This window comes from Afipia sp. GW822-FHT04G07 (assembly GCF_058800765.1).
The window spans coordinates 3135478-3158450 of record NZ_JBXAMP010000001.1 but is presented as its reverse complement, the minus strand read 5'-3'; the positions used below and the strand labels follow the sequence as shown (position 1 = coordinate 3158450).

21 protein-coding genes and 1 pseudogene are annotated in these 22973 nt (G+C 62.9%); 15 read left to right on the top strand and 7 right to left on the bottom strand.

All coding sequences use genetic code 11. From position 1 onward, the window contains the following. Positions 1–55: 55 nt before the first annotated feature. The 7 genes from tkt (at position 56) to AC1RKJ_RS15425 (ending at position 8376) form a co-directional block, all read left to right on the top strand. Positions 56–2050: a transketolase gene (gene tkt, locus AC1RKJ_RS15455; protein ID WP_492791802.1), complete on the top strand. Its 1995-nt coding sequence runs from the start codon at positions 56–58 to the stop codon at positions 2048–2050. Between the two features lie 102 nt (positions 2051–2152). Further along, complete coding sequence (gene gap, locus AC1RKJ_RS15450) at positions 2153–3160, top strand: type I glyceraldehyde-3-phosphate dehydrogenase (protein ID WP_492791801.1); 1008 nt, start codon at positions 2153–2155, stop codon at positions 3158–3160. A gap of 43 nt (positions 3161–3203) precedes the next feature. Continuing rightward, positions 3204–4397, top strand: coding sequence for a phosphoglycerate kinase (locus AC1RKJ_RS15445; RefSeq protein ID WP_492791800.1), 1194 nt, complete (start codon positions 3204–3206; stop codon positions 4395–4397). 58 nt (positions 4398–4455) lie between these two features. Beyond that, on the top strand, positions 4456–5523 hold the full coding sequence (gene fba / locus AC1RKJ_RS15440) for a class II fructose-bisphosphate aldolase (RefSeq protein WP_492791799.1): 1068 nt from the start codon (positions 4456–4458) through the stop codon (positions 5521–5523). 73 nt (positions 5524–5596) lie between these two features. Then, positions 5597–6277, top strand: coding sequence for a thiamine phosphate synthase (locus AC1RKJ_RS15435; RefSeq protein WP_492791798.1), 681 nt, complete (start codon positions 5597–5599; stop codon positions 6275–6277). Positions 6278–6283: 6 nt separating this feature from the next. Beyond that, the gene (locus AC1RKJ_RS15430; RefSeq protein ID WP_492791797.1) at positions 6284–7393 is read left to right on the top strand and encodes a tetratricopeptide repeat protein; all 1110 of its coding nucleotides are present in this window, start codon (positions 6284–6286) and stop codon (positions 7391–7393) included. Positions 7394–7587: 194 nt separating this feature from the next. After that, entirely contained in the window at positions 7588–8376 is a 789-nt protein-coding gene (locus tag AC1RKJ_RS15425) for an inositol monophosphatase family protein (RefSeq protein WP_492791796.1), read from the top strand. Positions 8377–8625: 249 nt separating this feature from the next. On the opposite strand, the pseudogene AC1RKJ_RS15420 reads toward AC1RKJ_RS15425, so the two are convergent. Continuing rightward, a pseudogene (locus tag AC1RKJ_RS15420) lies at positions 8626–8712 on the bottom strand (DUF1295 domain-containing protein); the annotation flags it as partial. Between the two features lie 206 nt (positions 8713–8918). Between AC1RKJ_RS15420 and AC1RKJ_RS15415 the strand changes: the two are divergent. From AC1RKJ_RS15415 to AC1RKJ_RS15405, 3 genes are read left to right on the top strand one after another with little or no spacing between them, the layout of a single operon-like run. Then, a complete protein-coding gene (locus AC1RKJ_RS15415; RefSeq protein WP_492791795.1) occupies positions 8919–9917 on the top strand; it encodes a flagellar motor protein MotA in 999 nt (332 codons plus the stop codon). A gap of 17 nt (positions 9918–9934) precedes the next feature. Further along, entirely contained in the window at positions 9935–10963 is a 1029-nt protein-coding gene (locus AC1RKJ_RS15410; RefSeq protein ID WP_492791794.1) for a peptidoglycan -binding protein, read from the top strand. A gap of 13 nt (positions 10964–10976) precedes the next feature. After that, positions 10977–11426: a GNAT family N-acetyltransferase gene (locus AC1RKJ_RS15405; RefSeq protein ID WP_492791793.1), complete on the top strand. Its 450-nt coding sequence runs from the start codon at positions 10977–10979 to the stop codon at positions 11424–11426. A 9-nt stretch (positions 11427–11435) separates the two neighbouring features. On the opposite strand, the gene AC1RKJ_RS15400 is transcribed toward AC1RKJ_RS15405, so the two are convergent. Then, a complete protein-coding gene (locus AC1RKJ_RS15400; protein WP_492791792.1) occupies positions 11436–13322 on the bottom strand; it encodes an ABC transporter transmembrane domain-containing protein in 1887 nt (628 codons plus the stop codon). A gap of 163 nt (positions 13323–13485) precedes the next feature. Between AC1RKJ_RS15400 and rpmE the strand changes: the two genes are divergently transcribed. After that, positions 13486–13713: a 50S ribosomal protein L31 gene (gene rpmE, locus AC1RKJ_RS15395; RefSeq protein WP_019199795.1), complete on the top strand. Its 228-nt coding sequence runs from the start codon at positions 13486–13488 to the stop codon at positions 13711–13713. Between the two features lie 75 nt (positions 13714–13788). Here rpmE and rcdA read toward each other — a convergent pair whose 3' ends face one another. Together rcdA and AC1RKJ_RS15385 are read right to left on the bottom strand one after the other, a co-directional pair. Further along, positions 13789–14295 carry a protease adaptor protein RcdA gene (gene rcdA, locus AC1RKJ_RS15390; RefSeq protein WP_492791791.1) on the bottom strand — a complete coding sequence of 169 codons (507 nt, stop codon included), beginning with the start codon at positions 14293–14295 and terminating at the stop codon, positions 13789–13791. Between the two features lie 331 nt (positions 14296–14626). Continuing rightward, a complete protein-coding gene (locus AC1RKJ_RS15385; protein WP_492791790.1) occupies positions 14627–14818 on the bottom strand; it encodes a DUF1192 domain-containing protein in 192 nt (63 codons plus the stop codon). 76 nt (positions 14819–14894) lie between these two features. On the opposite strand from AC1RKJ_RS15385, the gene AC1RKJ_RS15380 reads away from it, so the two are divergent. Further along, positions 14895–15893 carry an NAD(P)H-quinone oxidoreductase gene (locus AC1RKJ_RS15380; RefSeq protein WP_492791789.1) on the top strand — a complete coding sequence of 333 codons (999 nt, stop codon included), beginning with the start codon at positions 14895–14897 and terminating at the stop codon, positions 15891–15893. Between the two features lie 185 nt (positions 15894–16078). After that, positions 16079–19006, top strand: coding sequence for an EAL domain-containing protein (locus tag AC1RKJ_RS15375; RefSeq protein WP_492792766.1), 2928 nt, complete (start codon positions 16079–16081; stop codon positions 19004–19006). A gap of 142 nt (positions 19007–19148) precedes the next feature. Here the strand turns inward: AC1RKJ_RS15375 and AC1RKJ_RS15370 are convergent, their stop codons facing one another. Further along, on the bottom strand, positions 19149–19799 hold the full coding sequence (locus AC1RKJ_RS15370) for a YqgE/AlgH family protein (protein WP_492791788.1): 651 nt from the start codon (positions 19797–19799) through the stop codon (positions 19149–19151). A 151-nt stretch (positions 19800–19950) separates the two neighbouring features. On the opposite strand from AC1RKJ_RS15370, the gene AC1RKJ_RS15365 reads away from it, so the two are divergent. Both AC1RKJ_RS15365 and AC1RKJ_RS15360 read left to right on the top strand, forming a co-directional pair. Beyond that, complete coding sequence (locus tag AC1RKJ_RS15365) at positions 19951–20829, top strand: protein-disulfide reductase DsbD domain-containing protein (RefSeq protein ID WP_492791787.1); 879 nt, start codon at positions 19951–19953, stop codon at positions 20827–20829. Positions 20830–20966: 137 nt separating this feature from the next. Then, positions 20967–21452 carry a peroxiredoxin gene (locus tag AC1RKJ_RS15360; RefSeq protein WP_492791786.1) on the top strand — a complete coding sequence of 162 codons (486 nt, stop codon included), beginning with the start codon at positions 20967–20969 and terminating at the stop codon, positions 21450–21452. Positions 21453–21540: 88 nt separating this feature from the next. Here AC1RKJ_RS15360 and rnhA read toward each other — a convergent pair whose 3' ends face one another. Then, positions 21541–21990: a ribonuclease HI gene (gene rnhA / locus AC1RKJ_RS15355; protein WP_492791785.1), complete on the bottom strand. Its 450-nt coding sequence runs from the start codon at positions 21988–21990 to the stop codon at positions 21541–21543. Beyond that, positions 21987–22967 (bottom strand): homoserine kinase, encoded by a 981-nt coding sequence (locus AC1RKJ_RS15350; RefSeq protein WP_492791784.1) that lies wholly within the window; start codon positions 22965–22967, stop codon positions 21987–21989. The genes rnhA and AC1RKJ_RS15350 overlap by 4 nt, the downstream gene beginning before the upstream one ends. Positions 22968–22973 lie beyond the last annotated feature (6 nt).

The window sequence follows — 22973 nt, the reverse complement described above, 5'->3', positions numbered from 1 at the left end:
GTGGCATTTTTGAGACATGCGGCCACTTCCCACACCGAATGTCAGGCGGACCTCCATGACTGTGCGTGTCGATCCTTCCCGTATGGCTAATGCGATTCGCGCGCTTGCCATGGACGCCGTCGAAAAAGCGAAGTCGGGCCACCCCGGCCTGCCGATGGGCGCGGCCGATGTCGCGACCGTTCTGTTTACGCAGTTCCTGAAATTTGACGCCAGCGACCCGACATGGCCGGACCGCGACCGCTTCGTGCTGTCCGCCGGTCACGGCTCTATGCTGCTGTATGCGCTGCTGTATCTCACCGGCAATTCGTCGATGACCATCGAGCAGATCAAGAATTTTCGTCAGCTTGGATCGCTGACACCGGGGCATCCCGAGAATTTCATCACGCCGGGCATCGAGACCACCACCGGTCCGCTCGGACAGGGCATCGCCACCGCCGTCGGCATGGCGCTGGCGGAACGCCATATGGCGGCGGAATTCGGCGGCGACATCGTCGACCACCGTACCTACGTGCTCGCCTCGGACGGCGACCTGATGGAAGGCATCAGCCAGGAAGCCATCGCGTTCGCCGGACATCTCAAGCTCAATAGGCTGATCGTGCTGTTCGACGACAACGGCATTTCCATCGACGGCGCGATCTCGCTGTCGGATTCGGTCGATCAGGTGAAGCGTTTCGAATCGGCCGGATGGGCCGCTGAGCGCGTCGACGGCCACGATCCGAAAGCGATTGCGGACGCGCTGACCCGCGCACAAAAGTCCGACCGTCCAAGCATGATCGCCTGCAAGACCACGATCGGTTTCGGTGCGCCGAACAAGGCGGGCTCGGAGAAATCCCACGGATCGCCGCTCGGCGCAGATGAAATCGCCGGCGCGCGCAAGAACCTGAAGTGGGATTCGGCACCGTTCGAAATTCCACAGGACATCCTCGACGCCTGGCGCGCGGCCGGATCGCGCGGCAAGGCCGCGCACGACGCGTGGACCAGGACCATTGCCGCGAAAGACGCCGCCGCACGCGCCGAGTTCGAGCGCCGCACCAAAGGCGAACTCCCCACGAAGGCGCTCGCCGATGCGGTGGCCAGGATGAAGGCGTCGCTCGCAGCCACGCCGAAGGACATCGCCACCCGCACCGCGTCCGAACAATCGCTGGAAGTGCTGTGCGCGGCAGTTCCGGAGATGATTGGCGGCTCGGCGGACCTCACCGGCTCCAACAACACCCGCGTCAAGGGCATGGTCGCGATCTCCGCCAACAATTACGGCGGCCGCTACGTCAACTATGGCATCCGCGAACACGGCATGGCGGCGGCGATGAACGGCATGGCGTTGCACGGCGGCCTGATCCCGTATTCCGGCACATTCCTGGTGTTCTCGGACTACCTGCGCCCGGCGCTGCGGCTGTCCGCGCTGATGGGTGAGCGGGTGATCCATGTGCTCACCCACGATTCGATCGGATTGGGCGAAGACGGCCCGACCCATCAGCCGGTCGAGCATGTGGCGGCGCTGCGCGCGATCCCGAACTGCAACGTTTTCCGGCCCTGCGACACCGTCGAGACGCTGGAATGCTGGCAGCTCGCGCTTGAGGCCAAAGACCGTCCGAGCGTGCTGGCGCTGACTCGCCAGAACCTGCCGCAGCTTCGCTTGGCGAACGACGCCGACAACAAGTGCGCCGCCGGCGCCTATGAAATCTCCAAGGCCGATGGCGAGGCGAAAGTCTCGATCTTCGCGTCCGGTTCGGAAGTCTCGCTGGCGGTCGAAGCGCAGAAGCTGCTGGCCGCGCGCGGCATTCCGACGCGGGTGGTCTCGGTGCCCTGCATGGACCTGCTGCTGGAACTGCCGAAAGCCCAGAAGGACGCCATCATCGGCAAGGCCCCGGTGAAAATCGGCGTCGAGGCGGCGATCCGGCAGGGCTGGGATGCGGTCATCGGTTCGGACGGCGTCTTCGTGGGCATGGACGGATTCGGCGCCAGCGCCCCGTACAAGGACCTGTACAGGCATTTCGGGATCACCGCCGAGGCCATCGCGGAAGCCGCGCAGACTTCCCTGAAGACCAGATAACCCTGCTGGAACATTCAGGATTCAAGTGATTGCATCGTGGCGTTATTCGGGGCAAAAACCGCCTCGAAAATCGTCATTTCCGACCTATCGAGGAGAACTTGAATGGCAGTCCGTGTCGCGATCAATGGATTTGGCCGTATCGGCCGCAACATCTTGCGCGCCATCCATGAATCGAAGCGCACGGACATCCAGGTCGTCGCCATCAACGACCTCGGCCCGGTCGAGACCAACGCCCACCTGCTCCGCTACGACTCTGTACACGGCCGTTTTCCCGGAACCGTGACCGTCGACGGCGATTCGATCAATCTCGGCAACGGCAAGATCAAGGTCACCGCGGTGCGCGATCCGGCGACGCTGCCCTGGAAGGACCTCGGCATCGACATCGCGATGGAATGCACCGGCATCTTCAGCGCCAAGGCCAAGGCGTCGGCGCATCTGACCGCGGGCGCCAAGCGCGTGCTGGTCTCCGCCCCGTCTGACGGCGCGGACGCGACCATCGTCTACGGTGTCAACCACGACAAGCTCGCCAAGGATCACCTCGTCGTCTCGAACGGCTCCTGCACCACCAACTGCCTCGCGCCGGTGGTGAAGGTGCTGAACGATACCGTCGGCATCGAGACCGGCTTCATGACCACGATCCACGCCTATACCGGCGACCAGCCGACCCTCGACACCATGCACAGCGATCTCTATCGCGGCCGCGCCGCCGCGCTGTCGATGATCCCGACCTCGACCGGCGCTGCCAAGGCCATCGGCCTCGTGCTGCCCGAGCTTCAGGGCAAGCTCGATGGCGTCGCGATCCGCGTGCCGACGCCGAACGTCTCCGTGATCGATCTCAAGATCGTTGCGAAGCGCGCGACCACCAAGGAAGAGATCAACGACGCGATCAAGCGCGCCGCGCAGCAGGAGCTGAAGGGCATCCTCTCCTTCACCAACGACCCGAACGTCTCGATCGATTTCAACCACGATCCGAGTTCATCGACCTTCGCCATGGACCAGACCAAGGTGCAGGGCGGAACGCTGGTGCGCGTGCTGTCGTGGTACGACAACGAGTGGGGCTTCTCGAACCGCATGGCCGACACCGCCGCGGCGATGAGCAAGCTGATCTGATCTCACCGGCCCTCGCCGCAACCCGTAGTCGCAACGAGTCCTGATGTCCGGATTTCGCACCCTCGATGATGTCGACGTGAAGGGAAAGCGCGTGCTGCTGCGCGTCGACCTCAACGTGCCGATGGACAACGGCCGCGTGTCCGACACCACGCGGCTGCAACGCATCGCCAAGACCATCATCGAACTGTCGGAAGCCGGCGGCCGGGTCGTGATCCTCGCGCATTTCGGCCGGCCCAAGGGACCCGACCCGAAGGAATCGCTGAAGCCGGTCGCGACCGCGCTCGGCTATGTGGTGCTGCGTCACGTTGAGTTCGCGCCCGACTGCGTGGGTCCAATAGCCGAGAAGGCTGTCGCCGCCTTGAAGAATGGCGAAATTCTTTGCCTCGAGAACACCCGCTTCCACGCGGGCGAAGAAAAGAACGACCCTGCCTTCGTCGCGCAGCTCGCGAAGCACGGCGACATCTGGGTCAACGACGCGTTCTCCTGCGCGCATCGCGCTCACGCATCGACCGAAGGACTCGGCCATGTGCTGCCCGGTTATGCCGGCCGCACCATGGAGGCCGAACTCGATGCGCTCGGCAAAGCGCTCGACGAGCCGGTGCATCCGGTGATCGCCATCGTCGGCGGCTCGAAGGTTTCCACCAAGATCGATCTTCTCGAAAATCTTGTCAGCAAGGTCGATGCGCTGGTGATCGGCGGCGGAATGGCCAACACCTTCCTGCACGCGCAGGGCATCGATGTCGGCAAATCGCTCTGCGAGAAGGACCTCGCCACCACGGCGCTGCGCATTCTCGTCAAGGCGAACTCCACCAATTGCGCCATCATCCTGCCCGTCGATGCCGTGGTCGCCGAAAAATTCGAAGCCAATGCGCCTTCACGTGCCTGCGCGCTCGAGGCCATTCCGGCCGACGGCATGATCCTCGATGTCGGACCGCAATCGATCAAGCGGATCGATGCCGCGATCGACGAGGCCGCGACGCTGGTGTGGAACGGGCCGCTCGGCGCGTTCGAAATGTCACCATTCGACCGTGGTACGGTCCAGGTCGCCAAGTATGCCGCAGCCCGCACCAAGGCCGGCAAGCTGGTGTCCGTCGCCGGCGGCGGCGATACCGTTGCGGCGTTGAACCACGCTGGCGTGGGACGGGATTTCACCTACGTTTCAACCGCTGGCGGCGCATTTCTTGAGTGGATGGAAGGGAAACCTTTGCCCGGCGTCGAGGTTCTTAGAGTACGCTAATTTTCAACGGATCTGGCGCCCTCGGCGCTGCCTTCAATAACGCGGAGAACAAGCACTCATGGCTCGCATTACGTTGCGTCAATTGCTGGATCATGCTGCTGAGAACGACTACGGCGTGCCGGCGTTCAACATCAACAACATGGAACAGGCGCTGGCCATCATGGAAGCCGCAAGCTCCGTGGATGCGCCTGTCATCATTCAGGCGTCGCGCGGCGCACGCTCCTACGCCAATGACGTGATGCTCAAGCACATGATGGACGCAGTGACGGAAATCCATCCGCAGATTCCGGTCTGCGTGCATCTCGATCACGGCAACGAACCCGCCACCTGCATGACCGCGATCCAGGCCGGCTTCACCTCGGTGATGATGGACGGCTCGCTGAAGGCCGACGGCAAGACGCCCGGCGACTGGGACTACAACGTCGGCGTGACCAAGACCGTCACCGACATGGCCCACCTCGGCGGCATTTCGGTGGAAGGCGAACTCGGTGTGCTCGGCTCGCTTGAAAGCGGCGAGGGCGAGAAGGAAGACGGCCACGGTTTCGAGGGCAAGCTTTCGCACGACCAGCTTCTCACCAATCCCGACGAAGCCGTGAAATTCGTCAAGGAAACCCAGGTCGATGCGCTCGCGATCGCCATGGGCACGTCGCACGGCGCCTACAAGTTCACCCGCAAGCCCGATGGCGACATCCTCGCCATGAACGTCATCGAGGAAATTCACCGCAAGCTGCCGAACACCCATCTTGTGATGCACGGCTCCTCGTCGGTGCCGCAGGACTTGCAGGAGATCATCAACAAGTTCGGCGGCCAGATGAAGCCGACCTGGGGCGTGCCGGTGTCGGAAATCCAGCGTGGCATCAAGCACGGCGTGCGCAAGATCAACATCGACACCGACAACCGCATGGCCATGACCGGGCAGATCCGCAAGATTCTCTCCGAGAACCCGAGCGAATTCGACCCGCGCAAGTATCTGAAGCCTGCGATGGAAGCGATGACCAAGCTCTGCAAAGCGCGCCTGCAGGAATTCAATACCGCAGGTCAGGCCAGCAAGATCAAGAAGGTGCTGACCACCGCCCAGATGGCGCAGCGCTACGCCAAGGGCGAGCTCGCCGCAAAGATCGCGTAAATATTCCATCGACAGGGCGGGACTTCATCCCGCCCCTTTTTTGGCCGCAGTCCGGGGGCATCACACCGCCATCATGGCCACAAAACCTGTCCCGCCGCGCCCCGCGCCTCGGCTGTATCTGGCGACGCCGCTGGTCACCGATCCAGCGCAGCTTGCGCCGCATTTGCCCGCGCTGCTGGCCGCGGCCGATGTCGCCGCCGTTTTGCTGAAACTCGCCTCCACCGACGAGCGCGGCCTGATCCAGCGCGCCAAGGCGCTCGCGCCCATGGTCCAGAAGGCCGGCGCGGCGCTGCTGCTCGACGGACATTTCGAACTGGTCGCACGTTCCGGCGCAGATGGCGCGAACATCTCCGGCATCGAGGCGATGCAGGAAGCCATGCCAGCCCTGAAGCCCGATCGCATCATCGGCGTCGGCGGTCTCGTCACACGCCACGACGCCATGACGGCCGGCGAAGCCGGCGCCGACTACGTGCTGTTCGGCGAGCCCGATGCGCACGGCGAACGGCCGTCGCCGGACGCGATCTTCGAACGTCTGCAATGGTGGGCGGAAGTGTTCGAGCCGCCCTGCGTCGGCTTTGCGGCGACGCTGGACGAGGCACATCTGTTCGCATCAGCGGGCGCGGATTTCATTCTGGTCGGCGATGTCATCTGGCAGGATTCGCGCGGGCCCGAAGCGGCGCTGCGCGATGCGAGCGACGCCGTTGCACAGGGCTTCGCGGCCGCTTTCGCCACGACCACGGTCAAAGAGGGATAGACCGCGATGACCGCGCCTCGCCGTGCCACGCCGTTCGCAGCCGCTCATGCAGGATTTCTTGCATCGGTCGTCGCCGGTGTGATCGCATTTTCCGCGAGTGCGTTGGCGCAGGCGCCTAATCCTTTTCCGACACCGATCCAACCTTCCGAAAAGCCTCCTGCCGCGAAATCCCCCGCGCCGAAGAAGGCGCCGAAAGCAGCACCTGCGCCGTCCGCGCAGAAAAAATCCGAACCCGCGAAAACCGCAGCGCCTGCCGCACCTGCGCCCGCCCCGGACGATCCGAATGTCGATCTCGCTTACGGTGCCTATCAGCAGGGACTTTATCGCACAGCCTTCAACATCGCGTTGAAGCGCGCGCAGGAGATCAGCGATCCCAAATCGATGACCTTGCTGGGTGAACTCTATTCCAACGCGCTCGGCATCAAGCGCGACGACGTCAAAGCCGCGGAATGGTACAAGCAGGCCGCGGATCGCGGCGACCGCGAAGCAATGTTCGCGCTGGGCATGATGAAGATCGCCGGACGTCCCGCTCCGCCCAACCGGGAAGAAGGCGCGCGGCTACTCGCGTCATCCGCCAAACTCGGCAAGCCGGCCGCAGCCTACAACCTCGGCCTTCTGTATCTTGAGGGCCAGATCTTCCCGCAGGACATCAAGCGCGCCGCCGAACTGTTCCGCCAGGCCGCCAACGGTGGCAACCCGGAAGCGCAATACGCACTCGCGACCTTCTACAAGGAAGGCCGCGGGGTGGAGAAAAATGTCGTCGAGGCCGCAAAGCTGATGCGCGCGGCTGCGCTGGCCGACAATCTGGACGCGGAAGTCGAGTATGCCATCGCGCTCTACAACGGCACCGGCACCACCAAGGATATCCCTGCCGCGATCGCGCTGCTGAACCGGGCCGCGCGACACAACAGTCCGATCGCGCAAAACCGCCTCGCGCGGATTCTGGTCGAAGGTCTCGGCGTTCCCGTGGACAAGGTCCAGGGTTTCAAATGGCATCTGATCGCCAAGACCGCCGGCAAAAGCGATCCCGACCTCGATGCTCAGTTCGCCCAGCTTCCTCCGATCGACAAGGCAAAAGCCGAAGACCTCGCCAGAAAGTGGTTTGGCACGAAATAAGCGAGTTCGCTCGAAAATGATCCAAATGTTGTCGGAGTGCGTATTCTGACAACAAAACCGGTGCCGCGTTCGGGCATACGCGCCAAGCGCAGCCGTTATCACCCTTGACGTTCCTGCGCTTTGACGCCAAGCATCCGCAAGGCATCATTCCCTCATCCCGATCCGGTTTCGACCGATCTTTTCAAGCCGAAACGATGATTCATTCAGCGCTTATCAACGTCATGGTCAAAGCCGCGCGCCGCGCGGGCCGCAGCCTTAATCGCGATCTCGGCGAGATCGAGAACCTTCAGGTCTCGCTGAAGGGGCCCGCCAACTTTGTGTCTCTTGCCGACAAGCGCGCGGAGCAGATGCTTTACGAAGACCTGACAAAAGCGCGACCCGGCTACGGTTTTCTCGGCGAGGAAGGCGGCACGCGCGAAGGCACCGACAAATCCAACACATGGATCGTCGATCCGCTCGACGGCACGACCAATTTCCTGCACGGCATTCCGCAATTCGCGATCTCGATCGGCCTTCAGCGCGAAGGCGTCATCATCGCCGGCGTGATCTACAATCCCGCCAATGATGAGCTCTACATGGCCGAGCGCGGCAAGGGTGCCTTCCTGAACGACCAGCGCCTTCGCGTCGCCGCTCGCAAACAACTCAACGAATGCGTGATCGCCTGCGGCCTGCCGCATATCGGGCGCGGCGACCACGAACTGTCACGGCGTGAGATGGCTGAGATGCAGCAGCGCGTCGCGGGCTTGCGGCGCTTCGGCGCGGCCTCGCTCGATCTCGCCTTTGTCGCGGCAGGCCGTCTCGACGGTTATTGGGAACGCAACCTGCAGCCCTGGGACATCGCCGCCGGACTGATCATGGTGCGCGAAGCCGGCGGCGTCGTCAGCGGCATCGAGGGCGGCGATACGGCGATGGCGACCGGCCACGTCGTCTGCGGCAACGAGACAATCCAGCGCGAACTCGTGAAGATTTTGAAGCCGCTATAATCAGCATTGTCATGGCTGGCCCTGTCCCGGCCATCGCTATTCTTCAAGTCGCCTCGCCTTCGATGTAAGCGCGCTGCGAATTCGACGCCGCGACAATCGCCGCATGAGGAAACTGCCGCGCCATCCAAAGCGACTCCAGCCGCAACCCAGTTAGAGAACTGACGCCCTACTCCTTTGCAAAGGTAGCGTAGCGCGGCCGTCAGTGATTTTTCGCCGTGCGCGCGGCGATATGCGAGCCGAGGCGCAGCACCAGACGGTATCGACCCACCCCGAATTGCCGGTGCGCTGCTGCACCACCCAGGCAGTGGCCATCAGGATCGACTGCGCCCACGGCATTATGACCAGTGCGCTCAGGAAAAGCCCACGTCATGACCGTCCCCGCTCGAATTCTGTCACCTGAATGAGAAATACGAACAGGCCCGGCCTCAAGTGTCACACAGGAGGTTCCGCATGGGGGACAAAGCGGGCTGGCATTTTTTTCCGGCCAACCCTGTGCCATATTGATCCCCGACGTTTTCCCGGAGAAGGATTGACCATCCACCATGGCGAAAAATCCCCCACCCAGAACCGCTGACGACATCAGCGCCACCAAGCTGTCGTCGCCCCGAATTTTTCTGGTCCGGATGCTGGTGTTCCTGATCCTGTGCGGATTGCTGGTCGTGGTGCTCTACAAACAGATCTGGCTGGCGTTCCTCGCCAATCCCGGTCTCAACGCGCTGATCGCCGGAGTTCTCGTCATCGGCATCATTCTGGCATTCAGGCAGGTGATCCGGCTCTATCCGGAAATTGCGTGGGTCAACAGTTTTCGCATCTCCGATCCGGGTCTCGCGGTGGATCGCCGCCCGACGCTGCTGGCGCCGATGGCCGCCATGCTGAGCCATCGAAGCGGCCGCATGAGCATCTCGCAGCAGACCATGCGGCATCTGCTCGACTCCATCGCCACGCGGCTTGACGAGGCGCGCGACCTGTCGCGCTACATGACGGGTCTTCTGGTGTTTCTCGGCCTGCTCGGCACGTTCTGGGGTCTGATCGAGACGGTCGGCTCGGTCGGCAAGGTGATCGAGGGGCTGAAAGTCGGCGGCGACGCCGGTTCGGTGTTCGACACGCTGAAGGAAGGTCTCGCCGCGCCACTCAGCGGCATGGGCATTTCGTTCTCGTCCTCGCTGTTCGGTCTTGCCGGCTCACTGATCCTCGGCTTTCTCGACCTGCAATCGAGCCAGGCGCAGAACCGCTTCTACACGGACCTTGAAGACTGGCTTGCGGAAACCGTGCAGGAATACGCCAGCGACGGCCAGACGGCTGGTACAGGCGGGGATTTCAACCCCGCGCTCGACCGGCTGCGCACCGCCGTCGAGGAAATGGGATCGAACCGCGCCTCCACCACGGCGATGGCGAATCTCGCGGAAGCCATTCAGGGCCTCGTGCATCACATGCGCACCGAGCAGCAGTTGATCCGTGAATGGGCCGATGGCCAGGGCGAGCAGAACAAGGAGATCAAGAGTCTCCTGGAACGCCTCGCACGTCAGCCCGAGAACAATTGATCCAAGGATAACAGCTCATGGCGCTTTCGCGATCCCGCCGCAGCGACCCGGGCTTCAACTACTGGCCGGGCTTCGTCGATGCGCTCTCGACACTGGTGCTGGCCATCGTATTCCTGCTGTCGGTATTTCTTGTCGTGCAGTTCTTCCTGTCGCAGGAAGTCACCGGCAAGGACAAGGCGCTGGAGCGGCTGAACGCGCAGATCGCGCAACTCAACGATCTTCTTTCGCTCGAAAAGCTCGGCAAGCTGAACCTCGACGAGCAACTGTCGCAGGTGCGCGCCGGACTCGCGTCGGCCGAAACCGAGCGCGACCGCGTGAAAGGGCTCTACGACGGACTGGCGGGCGCAGGCGCCAGCGCCGCAGGGCGCGCCACCGAACTCGGCAAGGCGCTGGACTCCGAAAAGCAGGTGTCCGCACGCGCGCTGGCCCAGATCGAGGTGCTGAACCAGCAGATCAGCGCGCTGCGCCGGCAACTCGCCGCTCTCGAAGAAGCGCTCGACGTCTCGGAGAAGCGCGACAAGGAATCGCAAGGCAAGATCGCCGATCTCGGCCAGCGGCTGAACGTGGCGCTGGCGCAGCGCGTGCAGGAACTGTCACGCTATCGTTCCGAATTTTTCGGACGGCTGCGCACCATTCTCGGCAACCGGCCGGACATCCGCGTCGTGGGTGACCGCTTCGTATTCCAGTCCGAAGTGTTCTTCGACACCGGGCAGGCGCTGCTGCTGCCCGAAGGCCGCGCCGAACTCGACAAGCTCGCGACGGCGCTGACCGATCTCGACAAGCAGATTCCGCCGGAGATCGCCTGGGTGCTGCGCGTGGACGGTCACACCGACGTGCGGCCGATCGCGAGCCCGCAGTTCAAGTCGAACTGGGAGTTATCATCTGCACGCGCCATCTCGGTGGTGCAGTATCTGGTTTCGCTCGGCGTCCCGGCGCAACGCTTGGTCGCGGCGGGTTTCGCGGAATTTCAGCCGCTCGACCCCGAGAAGACCGAGGAAGCCTACAAGCGCAATCGCCGCATCGAACTGAAGCTCACCGAGCGATGAGCCTGATCGGGACATGAGCGCATCCTTCACGCTGCGGCCCTACAGCGCGAGCGACGAGGACGCAGCGATCAATCTGTGGTTTCGCACATGGACGAAGGCCTATCCCTCGATCGACTTCGCACAGCGGCTGGAAGGATGGCGCGCGCGATGGCGCGATGAGCTTGTGCCGGCCGCGCGGATCGTCGTCGCGGAACAAGGCCAGGCGATGATCGGCTTTGTCACCATCGATACAGCCGGCTATCTCGATCAGCTTGTGGTCGACCCGGATGCGTGGGGATCACATCTCGGCAACGCGCTGGTCGCCGAAGCCAAGTCGATGTCGCCGTCTGGAATCACCCTGCTCGTGAACACCGACAACGCGCGCGCGATCCGCTTCTATGAACGCAACGGCTTCGTTCACACCCACGACGACGTCAATCCGGTATCGGGACGGAAAGTCTATGGAATGGCGTGGAAGCCGTAACGTCGGCGCCTACACGCCCTCGAACTGCAATCGTGCAAGCCGCGCATAAAGGCCGTTGGCGGCGACCAGCGAGGCGTGGGTTCCCTGCTCGACGATGCGGCCGTTCTCCATCACCAGAATGCGGTCGCACGACAGCACGGTGGCGAGACGATGCGCGATCACCAGCGTGGTGCGGTGCTTCATTAATTCTTCCAGCGCGGTCTGCACCAGCGTTTCGCTCTCCGCGTCGAGTGACGACGTCGCTTCATCGAGCAGCAGCAGCGGCGCATCGCGCAGGATCGCACGCGCGATCGCAATGCGCTGGCGCTGACCGCCGGACAAGGTCACGCCGCGCTCGCCGAGTTGAGTATCGAAGCCCAGCGGCAAGCGCGAAATGAATTCGGTGGCGTGAGCGAGATCGGCAGCGCGCGCGACCTCGGCGTCGCTGGCATCGGGGCGGCCGAAACGGATATTTTCGCGGGCGCTGGTTGCGAACACCGCTGAATCCTGCGGCACCAGCGCGATGCGCGACCGCACGGCGGACGGATCGGCCTCGCGGACCGGCACGCCATCGACAGAAATCACGCCGCTCGCGGGATCGTAGAACCGCAGCAGCAGATGAAACAATGTGCTCTTGCCGGCGCCCGACGGTCCGACCACGGCGACTTTCTCGCCGGCCTTCACCGCAAACGACACGCCATCGACAGCAAGATGCTCAGGCCGCGTCGGATAGGAGAACCGCACATCGTCGAAGCTGACATCGCCGCGCGGCGGCATCGGCAGCGCGCGCGGGTTCGCAGGCGCGGCAATATCGGGCTTGATGCGCAGAATCTCGAACAGCCGCTCCGAAGCGCCGGAGGCTTGCGAAATTTCGCCCCACACCTGACTGAGTTCGCCGAGCGCGCCTGCGGCAAACGCCGCATAGAGAATGAACTGGCCAAGACGCCCTGCGCTGATCTGGTGCGTCAGCACGTCATGCGAGCCGATCCAGAGAATCGCGACCACGCTGGTGAAAATCAGGAAGATCACAATCGCGGTCAGGAACGCGCGCGCACGTGTCGAACTCCGCGCCGCGACATAGGCGCGCTCGACTTCCTTGCCGAACCGCGCTTCGGCCAGCCGCTCATTGGTAAAGGCCTGCAATGTACGCATCGCGCCGATCAGTTCGGACGCATAGGACGACGCATCCGCCAGCGTGTCCTGCGCACCGCGCGACAGCTTCTGCACGCGGCGTCCGAACGCCACCAGCGGCAGCACGATCAGCGGAATCACGGCCAGCACGAAACCGGACAATTTCGGACTGGTGATGACCATCATCGCGGACGCGCCAACGAACAGCACGAGATTACGCAGCGCGATCGAGACCGACGCCCCGACAGCGGATTTGATCTGCGTGGTGTCCGCGGTCAGGCGCGACACCAGTTCACCGCTGTGGGCGGTGTCGAAGAACGACGGCGACAGCGATGTCAGATGATTGAACACGTCACGCCGCAAATCGGCGACGATGCGTTCGCCGAGCGTGATGACGAGATAGTAACGCGACGCGCTCGCGGCCGCGAGCACCGCCACTACCGCGATCATCACCGCGAAGTAGCTGTTGATGAGCACGATGCCTTCGGGACTGAAGCCGAAATCGATCATGCGGCGCACGGCGAGCGGCACCACCAGCGTCGCCGCCGATGCGACGATCAGCGCGACCAGCGCTGCGAACGCCTGCCCGCGATAACGCGCCACGTAAGGCGCCAGCGCCATCAGGGGCCGCAGTTTCACGCCGCGGGACTTTTTCCGCGGTGTGCCGGGCGCATCCGGAGAACCGGGCCTGGACGCCTCGTCGGCGGCTGTCTCTTTGGCGGTCACGGGCTCGCGCGGCGGCGCAGACGGCAACCCCGGATTTTCAATACGTTCCACTGCACTCATAATTTCCGCCGCCCGGTTGCTCGCTGGCCCTCAAATAGGCCCCATGGAAGGCGCTGGCAAATGGCGTTGCGAGCTTGTTTCAGCGGCTATCCTGCGATATAGAGCGGCCAAATTCGTCCCGAACATCCCTGATCTGTGGGCGCGCGGCGCCAGAGGATTTGCCATGAAAGCCGAAATTCACCCGGATTATCATACAATTAAGGTCGTGATGACCGACGGGACCGAGTACCTGACCCGCTCGACCTATGGCAAGGAAGGCGACACGCTGAACCTCGACATTGACTCGAAGTCGCACCCGGCCTGGACCGGCGGAACCCAGCAGCTGCTGGACCGTGGCGGACGTGTTTCGCGCTTCCAGAAGAAGTTTTCGGGCTTCCTCAAGAAGGACTGATCCTTCTTCAGAGCCACCTATAAAAAAACGCCCCGGTCAAAGCCGGGGCGTTTTTCGTTTTGAGCCTCGCCAAATTTACCGCTCGAACGCGGCCTTCAGCATGTTCATCTGCGGTACGAGCGGATTGCCGATCGTGACGCGATCGCTGGCCGGCGTATGGATCGTGACGTCGAGCCGGCGCACCTTCGCCTGCAGCGTCATCGAGCGCGCTACCAGTTCCTGCAAGCGCGCGGGCAATTTCTCAAGCATCTCGTCCGGACAAGGATCGGCTGCGGTCAGCTTGACCTTGGTCTTTTCACGATTGGCCTGGTTCAGCGTCATCTCGCCTTCCTTGACGGCGCGATGCAGCAGCAGCCATGACGCCAATTGCATGAGACGCGTCGTCAGCCGCATGCTCTCTGTGGCGTAACTCAGGCTGACCGAGCGCTCGAGCGCCTTGGCCTCTGTGCGGCCCGGACCGTCCAGATAGGCCGCGGTCTCCTCCACCAGATCCATGCCTTCCCGGAACAAGGTCCCGAAGGCAGGTGAATTGGTGATCCTCTCGCTGAGAAGAACGAGATCGGCTTCGGCCTGATCGGACATGGTTAACGCCTCACGCGGTTACGCTGGTTTTTTTATGATGAACAAATCATTGCGCGCCCGCGGCGGGGAGTCCAGCCGCGCGGCGTAACAATGAGGAGATATGGTTTCCAGCGCCATGCCGCGCGAGCCGAAACGCGCGACGCAAAAAAAGAGCCGCGGTTTCCCGCGGCTTTTGAAAGTTGATAACAGGGAGGCGTCAAACAGAGTGGACAGGAGCCACTCGGTGTCCAAACAAGGACAATCCCAGTCATAAACCCGAAAGCTTAATACCCCGTAAATGAACGATTTCCTTTACGGTTCCTTTGCGATTGAGCGGAACCACACCGCTCGTTCACGATTTGAAGAAGGCGTTGGCGGCGTCCCGGCTGGCGCGCTTTTTCGCGGCATCGGCTTCCAGCCGCTCGATCTCCGACGCGAGCATTGCAATGCGGTCTTCGACGTCGCCGACGGAAAGCAGCGACAAATCCTGCCCGATCTCGTGGCTGATTTTCTTGCGCGGTTTGTCGTCATCCTCAGCCGCCATGCTTCCCTCCCGTCGTTCGCCCGATTATAGCTGCCTGCATCTTTCCCTTCCCGCCCCACCGCTGCAAGGACACATCATGGACAAGCTTCCCGCACAGATGACCGTCATCGGTATCACCAAGCCCGGCGGGCCCGAGGTGCTTGTGCCCGAACAGCGGCCGGTGCCGAAGCCGGGACCGAACGAAATCCTGATCAAGGTTGCGGCCGCCGGCGTTAACCGTCCCGACGTGTTGCAGCGCATGGGGCACTATCCCGTTCCGCCCGGCGCCAGCGATCTTCCGGGCCTTGAGGTCGCGGGCGAAGTGATCGCGCTCGGCGACGGCGTCACCAAGCGCAAGATCGGCGAGCAGGTGATGTCGCTCGTCGCCGGCGGCGGCTACGCCGAATACTGTCTCACCCACGAAACCCACGCCATGTCGGTGCCGAAAGGCCTCTCGCTGAAAGAGGCCGGCGCGATCCCCGAAACCCTGATGACGGTCTGGCACAACGTGTTCGAGCGCGGCGGATTGCAGCCCGGTGAAACACTGCTAATTCACGGCGGCTCATCCGGCATCGGCACCATGGCGATCCAGATGGCGAAAGCGCATGGCGCGAAAGTGTTCGTCACCGTCGGCGCGCAGGACAAGGTCGATGCGTGTCTCAAGCTCGGCGCAGATGCGGCGATCAACTACAAGACCGAGGACTTCGTTGCCAAAACCAAGGAGCTGACCGGCGGCGCGGGCGTCAACGTCATCCTCGACATGGTCGGCGGAGACTACATCGACCGCAACTATGACGCGGCCGCGGTCGAAGGCCGGATTGTCCAGATCGCGTTCCTCGGCGGCCCCAAGGCCACACCGAACTTCAGCAAGCTGATGATGAAGCGGCTGCACCATACCGGTTCAACGCTGCGGCCCCGCACCGTGGCTGACAAGGCCGCGATGGTGAGCGCCATCGAGGCCAAGGCGATGCCCTGGCTGGCGGACGGACGGGTCAAGCCCTTGATGGACAGCAGCTTCCCGCTGAAAGACGCCGCAAAAGCCCATGCGCGGATGGAATCCAGCCAACATATTGGCAAAATTGTGCTCACCGTTTAGGGCTGGGAAACCGCTCGAAACCCTTTGATTTGCTTCATATTTGTGGCATTTATCGCGTTCGTATCGGCGGACCGTTCGCGGCCCGCTGCCTTCAACGCGGAGAGCTGACTTTGCGCTCGATCAGAGGCTTCGCGCTGCCAGTGTTCCACATCCGAAGTTCGCTTCGTGTCGCAGCGCTCTCGTTCCTGCTGAGCTTGGTGATATGCGCTTTCGCGCAGCCGTCACATGCGCTCGATGCGATCAGCGTGCGCAGTGACGCGCCTGCGATCGATCTCACCGGCATCCTTGAATTCCAGCGCAGTGACACCGACCGCATTCAGGTCTCGACCGCGCCCGGCACCGACGGCATCGTCCGCCGCATCGAGGTGCGCGCGCGGGAAGGCGGCCAGAACTGGATCGTGTTCGCGCTGACCAATAACACCGACGATCAGCTGGATCGCCTGATCGTCGTGCCGCATTACCGCATCGTGTCGTCGGGACTGCTGTGGCCCGATCTCGGACTGTCACGCATCGCGACCATCACGCCATCGACCGGCGACCGGCCGGAACGTCAGGACAGCGCCACCGCCGACATCTTCCGCATCACGCTCGACCCCGGTGCTGTGATCACCTTCGTCGCCGAACTGCGCACTGACAAGATTCCGCAGCTCTACCTCTGGGAGCCGGAAGCCTACAAGGACAAGGTCAACTCGTTCACGCTCTATCAGGGCATCGTCATCGGCATTTCCGGATTGCTGGCGCTAGTGCTGACCATCCTGTTCGTGGTCAAGGGCAGCATCATGTTCCCGGCCGCCGCGGCGCTCGCCTGGGCGGTGCTGGTCTATATCGGCGTCGATTTCGGATTCTGGGGCAAGGTGTTCGACATGTCGGCCGGCTCGGAGCGCGTGTGGCGCGCGTCGGGCGAGGCGATGCTGGCCGCGACGCTGCTGGTATTTTTGTTCGCCTATCTCAACCTGTCGCGATGGCATGTGCGCTACTCGCATATCACCATGGGCTGGCTGGTATTCCTCGGCGCGCTGGTGGCGCTCGCCTTGTTCGATCCCGCCGTGGCGTCCGGCATCGCGCGCATGTCGCTGGCGCTGATCGCGGTGTTTGGCTTTGCGCTGATCGTCTATCTCTCGACCCACGGTTTCGACCGCGCCGTGCTGCTGATCCCGACCTGGTTCCTTCTGGTGGTCTGGGTGATCGCGGCGGGCATGACCATCGCCGGCGGCGTGACCAACGACATCGTCGGACCCGCGCTGCTCGGCGGCCTGGTGCTGATCGTGATGCTGATCGGCTTCACGGTGATGCAACACGCTTTCGCAGGCGGCGGCGCCACCAACGGCATCGTCTCCGATGTCGAACGCCGTGCGCTGGCGCTGACAGGCTCCGGCGATCTGATCTGGGATTGGGACGTGTCGGCGGACAAGGTCTTCACCAGTCCCGAAACCGAAGTGCTGCTCGGCCTCAAACGCGGCACGCTGGAAGGCCCGGCCGCCAAATGGCTCGAGGTGCTGCATCCGCTCGATCAGGATCGTTTCCGCGCGGCGCTCGACAGCGTGCTCGACCAGCGCCGCGGCCGTCTGGTGCAGGACTTCCGGCTGCGCACGCCCGACGGCCACTTCATGTGGTTCGCGCTCAAGGCGCGCCCGGTGGTCGGCTCCGACGGCGAAGTGTCCCGCGTCGTCGGCACGCTCACCGACGTCACCGAGAACAAGAATTCCGAGGAGCGGCTGCTCCACGATTCGGTCCACGACAATCTCACCGGCCTGCCGAACCGCCAGCTCTTCATCGATCGCCTGAGCGCCGTCTCGACCTTCGCCAAGACGACGCCGAACCTGCGCCCCACCGTGATGGTGATCGACCTCGACCGCTTCAAGCAGGTCAACGATTCCGTCGGCATCGCCGTCGGCGATTCGATCCTGCTGACGCTGGCACGGCGGCTGGCGCGTATTCTCAAGCCACAGGACACGCTGGCGCGCCTGGCCGGCGATCAGTTCGGCCTGATCCTCACCTCGGAGCATGAACCGGCGCGCATCACGGCCTTCGCCGAAACCATCCGCAAGACCATCCGCGCGCCGATCGCCTTCGACGGCCGCGAGATTTTCCTCACTGCATCGATCGGCCTCGCGTTGAGCGATCCGCAGATCCCGCTGACCGAGGAAATCATCAAGGACGCCGAGCTGGCGATGTATCATTCCAAGCGCATCGGCGGCGACCGTATCGACGTCTACAAGCCCGCCATGCGCGCGCGCAAAACCGACCGTCTCGCGCTAGAAGCCGAACTGCGCCGCGCCATCGAGCGTGAGGAAATCACGATCCTCTACCAGCCCATCGTGCGGCTTGAAGATCGCACCATCGCGGGCTTCGAGGCTTTGGCGCGGTGGGATCATCCCAAGCTCGGGCGCATGTCGCCGTCGGAATTCATCTCGATCGCGGAAGAAATCGGCCTGATCGTCGAACTCGGCCTGTTCGTGATGGACACCACCGCCAAGCAGCTTGCCATCTGGCAGCGCACGGTGCGCTCGCGCGAACCGATCTTCGCCAGCGTCAATGTCTCGTCACGCCAGTTGCTGCGCCACGACCTGATCCACGACGTGCGCGGTGTGATGTCACGTTCCGCGGTCGCGCGCGGTTCGCTCAAGCTGGAACTGACGGAATCCCTCGTGATGGAAAATCCGGAACACGCAGCGCAGATGCTGCACCGGATCAAGGAGCTCGGTGTCGGCCTGTCACTGGACGATTTCGGCACCGGCCACTCGTCGCTGGCTTATCTGCAGCGCTTTCCGTTCGATACCATCAAGATCGACCAGTCGTTTGTGCGCACCACCGGACGCGGCGCGCGGCCGGTGCTGCTTAAATCGATCGTCGCACTGGCGCACGATCTCAACATGGAAGTGGTCGCGGAAGGCGCGGAAACCGATTCCGACGCCGTCGAACTGTTTCAACTGGGCTGCGAATATGCCCAAGGCTTCGCCTTCGGCGAACCGATGGATGCCGACGCCACGATACGGCTGCTGACCGGCGAGCAGGTCCCGCAGCCGCGTAACCGCCGGCAGACCGCACGCAACATCACGACGCCCGCACCGGCGGCAGCGCCTGCTGCTGCGCCTGGACCGGAAACGGCGTGAGGCTGGTGCATCCGCGTTATTCCGGGGCGCGAGGGAGACAAGCGAACCCGGAATCCAGCGCAACCAAATCACGTCAATGCTGATGAAGATTCCGGCCCGCGCAAAGAGCGCGTCCCGGAATGACGAAATGTCGGGTCAGACTCTAAGCGTGGCCGGCTTCATTCGACAGCATCGCCAGATCGATGCCAATCTTGTCCAGCGCGCGCTGATACTTGTCCTCGGCGTCGCGCCCGAAAATCAGGTCGGGATCGGCCGGACAATGCAGCCAGCCGTTATGCTGAATCTCGCTCTCCAACTGACCCGGCGCCCAGCCGGCATAACCCAGCGCCAGTATCGCGTGCTTGGGGCCGGCGCCGGCGGCGATAGCCTTGAGGATATCGAGCGTGGCGGTGAGGCAGATGCCGTCGTCGATCGGCAGCGTCGCGTCCTTGATGAAGAAGTCGCTCGAATGAAGCACGAAGCCGCGGCCAGTATCGACCGGCCCGCCTTTCATGACCTTCATGTCCTCGGCAAGCCCCGGCAGCTTGATCCGCTCGGCCTTGTTGATGATGTCGAGTTGAACCAGCAATTGCGGAAAGTCGATGCTGCCGGCCGGGCGATTGACGATAATGCCCATCGCACCTTCGGATGAATGGGCGCAAAGATAGATGACAGAGCGGGCAAAACGCTCGTCGTCCATCACCGGCATGGCAATCAGCAACTGACCGTCGAGATAGCCCGCGCCCGACGTGTCGTCGTCGGCCCAATTCTGGCCCGCAGCAGGCTTTTCGGTCTTCTTGCGTGTGGCCATCATTCGCAAACGACTCTCATGCTGTTCGTCCATCCTGATATTGGGTGCGGATTCTGTCAATCAAGCGGTTCTGGCAGCGGCTTTCGGTCGCGAAAAAGACTGGATCACGGGCAATTCAGTAGTTCACAGGGACCCCGCCCTGTAAGGACATCTGATGGTCACCATGGTTCCCGTTCGCACAGCGTCCAGCATTGCCTTCGCTGCCATCGCCTGCCTCCTTCCGATCCATGCGCATGCGCAGGATGCGTCGCCGTGGATCAGGGACACCTATTCGGCGGTCCGGCTGATCGCAGGTTCGCGCAGCGGCAACGTGCTGCTCGGCGGCATCGGTTTCCAGATGGAGCCGGGCTGGAAAACCTACTGGCGCACGCCCGGAGATTCCGGCGTACCGCCGCGGATCGATTTCTCGAAATCCGACAATGTCGAATCCGTCACTATCCTCTGGCCCGTGCCGATGCAGTTTCCCGATGGCGCGGGAGGCATATCGTTCGGCTACCGCAATCAGGTTCTGTTGCCGCTGCGGATCATCGCAAAGAGTCCTGACAAGCCGGTGACGCTGCGTGCGGCCATCAGCTACGCTGTGTGCGAGAAACTCTGCATCCCGGTGGAAGCCGCAGCCGAACTCGCATTTCGCAGCGTGGCGAGCACCGAAGACAATGCCATCGCCGCGGCGCTGGAGACCGTGCCGAAGCCCGCGAAAGTCGGCGACGCCACGCCACTTTCCATCCGCGAGGTCCGTCGCGAGGACAGGCGTGTGCTGGTCGATGTCGTTGCGCAGGACGACAAGGCTCCGAGCGGCAAGGCTGCAAACGACAAGGCCGCGAACAAGGACATCGAATTGTTCGTCGAAGGCCCGACGCAGGATTGGGCGTTGCCGGTCCCCAAGCTGGTCAAGCGCGAAAGCGGCGGCGTGCAGCGTTTCGGCTTCGACCTCGACGGACTGCCGCCGGGCGCGAACGCCGAGGGCGCGGTGCTGAAATTGACGATCGCCGGACCGGGCAGCGCCTACGAGGTCACCACGGCGTTGCGATAGGAACGAAACAACCGGATCGCACCGCAACACGCGATCCGGCTCGACCCGTCGCAGTCGTTATTCATTCGCAAATCCGGTTCCCACTTTCGCGAAAATCGCGCTAAAGACACTCGATCTATTTCCAAGGAGACGTAACGATGACCATCAAAGTTGGCGACAAGCTGCCCGAATCCAAATTTCGCGTCATGACCGCGGACGGCGTCCAGGTCAAAACCACCGACGACATTTTCAAGGGCAAGAAGGTCGCGCTGTTCGCCGTGCCCGGCGCCTACACCGGCACCTGTCACAAGATGCATATGCCGAGCATTTTCCTCAACGCCTATGCCCTCAAGGACAAGGGCGTCGACACCATCGCTGTCGTTTCGGTCAACGATGCGTTCGTCATGAACGCCTGGAAGCGCGACACCGACCAACGCGACGAGGCGATTTTCCTCGCCGACGGCAACGCCGAATTCACCAAGGCGATCGGCCTGGAGCTCGACGCATCGGGCAACGGCCTTGGCATCCGCTCGAAGCGTTATTCGATGCTGGTGGAAGACGGCAAGGTGACGAAGTTCAATCTCGAAGCCGTTCCGAGCAAGGTTGAAGTCTCCGGCGGCGACACGCTGCTGTCGCAGCTTTGAGAGCCTCGCTTATCCACCAGACATACAACATGCGAGATGTCGTCCCCGCGAAGGCGGGGACGACGCAGAGAAATACCCGCGCAGATCTCTACCGATTTTCCGCAAGCCCATCCCGCGCGAGCTGATCGGCGCGCTCGTTTTCGGCGTGACCGGCATGGCCCTTGATCCAGTGCCAGCGCACTTTATGCTGATGGAGCGCCGCATCGAGCCGCTGCCACAGATCGACATTCTTCACCGGCTTCTTGTCGGAGGTGCGCCAGCCGTTGCGCTTCCAGTTGTGAATCCAGCTGGTGATGCCCTGCCGTACATATTGGCTGTCGGTGGTGAGATCCACCGATGCCGGCTTCTTCAGCGCTTCGAGCGCCGAGATCGCCGCCATCAATTCCATGCGGTTGTTGGTGGAGGGATTCTCGCCGCCCTTCAGTTCCTTCTCGACATCGCCGAAACGAAGGATCGCGCCCCAGCCGCCCGGCCCCGGATTTCCGGAGCAGGCGCCGTCGGTGAAGATAGTCACGTGCGGAAGTTTCGTGTCGCTCACGCGGCGAACCCTGAATGCTCGACGCCATAGTCGCTGATGCTTTTCACGCTCTGATGAAAGCGCAGCTTGCGGACATATTCGAGCGGGTCTTTCGGCTTGACCAGCGCGCCGGGCGGCACGTTGAGCCAGTCCACCAGCCGCGTCAGCAGGAAGCGGATCGACGCCCCCCGCGCCAGCAGCGGCAGCGCATCCTGCTCGGCGGGCGACAGTTTGCGCGCGCGCGTGTAGGCATTGAGGAAGGCGCGCGCCTTGGTGACGTTGAAGGAATGATCGATCTCGAAGCACCAGGCGTTAAGGCAGATCGCGACATCATAGGCCAGTGTGTCGTTGCAGGCGAAATAGAAGTCGATCAGTCCCGAGAGCTTTTCGCCGAGAAACAATGCGTTGTCCGGAAACAGATCGGCATGGATCACGCCCTGCGGCAGATCCTTCGGCCAGTGCCGTTCGAGATGATCGAGTTCGGCGGCGAGCAACGCGCGCAATCCGTGCTGCACGCTGTCGGCGCGCGCGGCAGCCTGATCGAACAATGGCCGCCAGCCGGTCACCGACAGCGCATTGGGACGCGACATCGCAAAATCCGCGCCCGCAAGATGCATCTTCGCGAGCGCCTCGCCCACGGCGGCGCAATGCGCAGCATTCGGCCTGCGCGGCCACACGCCTTCGAGGAAATCGATGATCGCGGCGGGCCGTCCCGCCAGCGTGCCCAGCGCCTCGCCTTTTGCATTCACCACCGGCTGCGGACAGGTGATGCCGTGTCTGGCCAGGTGCGCCATCAGGCCGAGGAAGAACGGCAGGTCCTTCACCGCGACGCGCTTCTCATACAGCGTCAGGAAGAAGTAACTCTTGCTGGTGTGCAGCAGGTAATTGGAATTCTCCACGCCTTCGGCGATGCCCTTGTAGGACAGCAGGTCGCCAATTCCGTAGGTCGAGAGGAAGTCCGCGAGCTCTTCGGCGGTGACGTCGGTGTAGACCGCCATCTAGTA

Bases quoted from the DNA above. Each gene is read 5' to 3' on its own strand.
- AC1RKJ_RS15380 (WP_492791789.1), top strand. From the start codon at position 14,895: ATGGACAAGCTTCCCGCACAGATGACCGTCATCGGTATCACCAAGCCC.
- AC1RKJ_RS15445 (WP_492791800.1), top strand. From the start codon at position 3,204: ATGTCCGGATTTCGCACCCTCGATGATGTCGACGTGAAGGGAAAGCGC.
- rpmE (WP_019199795.1), top strand. From the start codon at position 13,486: ATGAAAGCCGAAATTCACCCGGATTATCATACAATTAAGGTCGTGATG.
- fba (WP_492791799.1), top strand. From the start codon at position 4,456: ATGGCTCGCATTACGTTGCGTCAATTGCTGGATCATGCTGCTGAGAAC.
- rcdA (WP_492791791.1), bottom strand. From the start codon at position 14,295: ATGTCCGATCAGGCCGAAGCCGATCTCGTTCTTCTCAGCGAGAGGATC.
- AC1RKJ_RS15435 (WP_492791798.1), top strand. From the start codon at position 5,597: ATGGCCACAAAACCTGTCCCGCCGCGCCCCGCGCCTCGGCTGTATCTG.
- AC1RKJ_RS15385 (WP_492791790.1), bottom strand. From the start codon at position 14,818: ATGGCGGCTGAGGATGACGACAAACCGCGCAAGAAAATCAGCCACGAG.
- AC1RKJ_RS15400 (WP_492791792.1), bottom strand. From the start codon at position 13,322: ATGAGTGCAGTGGAACGTATTGAAAATCCGGGGTTGCCGTCTGCGCCG.
- AC1RKJ_RS15415 (WP_492791795.1), top strand. From the start codon at position 8,919: ATGGCGAAAAATCCCCCACCCAGAACCGCTGACGACATCAGCGCCACC.
- AC1RKJ_RS15410 (WP_492791794.1), top strand. From the start codon at position 9,935: ATGGCGCTTTCGCGATCCCGCCGCAGCGACCCGGGCTTCAACTACTGG.
- AC1RKJ_RS15365 (WP_492791787.1), top strand. From the start codon at position 19,951: ATGGTCACCATGGTTCCCGTTCGCACAGCGTCCAGCATTGCCTTCGCT.
- AC1RKJ_RS15360 (WP_492791786.1), top strand. From the start codon at position 20,967: ATGACCATCAAAGTTGGCGACAAGCTGCCCGAATCCAAATTTCGCGTC.
- gap (WP_492791801.1), top strand. From the start codon at position 2,153: ATGGCAGTCCGTGTCGCGATCAATGGATTTGGCCGTATCGGCCGCAAC.
- AC1RKJ_RS15370 (WP_492791788.1), bottom strand. From the start codon at position 19,799: ATGATGGCCACACGCAAGAAGACCGAAAAGCCTGCTGCGGGCCAGAAT.
- AC1RKJ_RS15425 (WP_492791796.1), top strand. From the start codon at position 7,588: ATGATTCATTCAGCGCTTATCAACGTCATGGTCAAAGCCGCGCGCCGC.
- AC1RKJ_RS15405 (WP_492791793.1), top strand. From the start codon at position 10,977: ATGAGCGCATCCTTCACGCTGCGGCCCTACAGCGCGAGCGACGAGGAC.
- tkt (WP_492791802.1), top strand. From the start codon at position 56: ATGACTGTGCGTGTCGATCCTTCCCGTATGGCTAATGCGATTCGCGCG.
- AC1RKJ_RS15430 (WP_492791797.1), top strand. From the start codon at position 6,284: ATGACCGCGCCTCGCCGTGCCACGCCGTTCGCAGCCGCTCATGCAGGA.
- AC1RKJ_RS15350 (WP_492791784.1), bottom strand. From the start codon at position 22,967: ATGGCGGTCTACACCGACGTCACCGCCGAAGAGCTCGCGGACTTCCTC.